The sequence below is a fragment of the Mesorhizobium sp. genome (assembly GCF_024509055.1).
Classification (GTDB): domain Bacteria; phylum Pseudomonadota; class Alphaproteobacteria; order Rhizobiales; family Rhizobiaceae; genus Mesorhizobium.
In genome coordinates this window covers 1-1,735 of record NZ_JANINM010000326.1, presented here as the reverse complement: position 1 = coordinate 1,735, position 1,735 = coordinate 1, and the positions used below count along the sequence as shown (strand labels likewise).

Annotated in this window: 1 protein-coding gene and 1 pseudogene; one reads left to right on the top strand and one right to left on the bottom strand. The window is 61.9% G+C overall.

Features of this window, described 5'->3' with window-relative positions; genetic code table 11:
- A pseudogene (locus Q0L57_RS14415) lies at positions 1-224 on the top strand (flavin reductase family protein); the annotation flags it as partial.
- A 119-nt stretch (positions 225-343) separates the two neighbouring features.
- Here Q0L57_RS14415 and Q0L57_RS14410 read toward each other — a convergent pair.
- Positions 344-1,735: 3-hydroxyacyl-CoA dehydrogenase NAD-binding domain-containing protein (locus tag Q0L57_RS14410; protein ID WP_296743672.1), on the bottom strand; the 1,392-nt coding region annotated here is incomplete at its 5' end.

Sequence of the window (1,735 nt, the reverse complement as noted above, 5' to 3'; positions counted from 1 at the left end):
AAGCGCAACTGCTGACCTGTCATCGCAGCGCGAAGCAGCCCGGCGCAGCCTCGACGAACCTTATCATCGAGGTGGACGTACGGCGCGTTCATGCACACAGCAGCATCGTCGTGCCGGGAACGAACTACATCGACACCGCGCAATGGAATCCGTTGTTCTACGTATTCCGGCATTACTTCGGGGACGCGGTCGATCTCGGCAAAACCTTCCGGGCCGAACATTGATCGGAAAACGCCTCGGCCTTGAGCTTCCTACGAAGTGAGGCTCGGTTAACAACACAAGGGCCACGGCTTAAACCGTGGCCCCTGTGCGCGCCAAAGGCGCAGACATCCGTCGCTGGCTGTCAGGCGGCCTGCTTGACCTCGCCCTTCTGGTAAGGGTCGAAGCGCTCGTAGAAGGCCTCGCCCTTCTCGGCCATGTCGAGCAAAAGCTTCGGCGCCTTGAACTGGGCGCCGTACTTCTTCTGCAGGCCCTTGGCGATCTTGACGAAACGCTTGGCGCCGATGCCGTCGATGTAGGAGAGCACGCCGCCGGTGAAGGGCGCGAAGCCGAAGGCGAGGATCGAACCGACATCCGCCTCGCGCGGATCTGTGACGATGCCCTCTTCCATCACCCGGACAGCCTCCAGCGCGATGGTGACCAGCAGGCGCTGCTTCAGCTCATCATAGTCGACCTTCTCAGGCTTGAGCTGCGGATAGAGGTCCTTGAGGCCTGGCCACAGCCTCTTCTTCGCCGGCTTGGCCGGATAGTCGTAGAAGCCCTTGCCGTTCTTGCGTCCCAGCCGTCCATGCGTGTCGACCATGGTGTTGATCAGCGCCATCTCCTGGGCGTCGACGGCCTTCTCGCCGAGATCCTTGATGGTCTGCTTCATGATCTTCTGGGCAAGGTCGACGGCGGTCTCGTCGTTGAGCGCCAGTGGCCCGACCGGCATGCCGGCCGCCTTGGCGCCGGTTTCGATCATCGGCGCCGGAACGCCCTCGATCAGCATCTTGTAGGCTTCCGAAATGTAGCGAAGCACACAGCGGTTGACGAAGAAGCCGCGTGTGTCGTTGACGACGACCGGCGTCTTCTTGATGGCGCGCACGAAATCGAAAGCGACGGCGAGAGCCTTGTCGCCGGTCTTCTTGCCGAGGATGATCTCGACCAGCATCATCTTGTCGACCGGCGAGAAGAAATGGATGCCGACGAAATTCTTCGGCCGCGCCGAGTTCTTGGCCAGCGAGGTGATCGGTATGGTCGACGTGTTGGAAGCAAAGATCGCCGACGACTTCAATACCGCCTCAGCCTTTTCGGTGGCTTCCTTCTTGACCGCCGAGTCCTCGAACACCGCCTCTACCACCAGATCGCAGCCGGCGAGGTCGGCATAGTCGGCCGTCGGCGTGATCAACGACAGAAGCTTGTCCTTGTCCTCCGGCTTGGCCCGGCCCTTCTTGACCTGATCCGCCATCAGGCTGTCCGAGTGGGCTTTGCCCTTCTCGGCCGAGGCCATGTCGCGGTCGAGCAGCACGACCGGAATGCCGGCCTTCGCGGTGACATAGGCAATGCCGGCGCCCATGAAGCCGGCGCCGAGAATGCCGATCTTCTTGAACTTGGTGTCCGCGACCCCGGCCGGGCGGCGGGCGCCCTTGTTCAACTCCTGCAGCGAGACGAACAGCGAGCGGATCATCGCCGCCGCTTCCTTCGACTGCATGATCTCGGTGAAATAGCGCTGCTCGATCCTGAGCGCCGTGTCGAA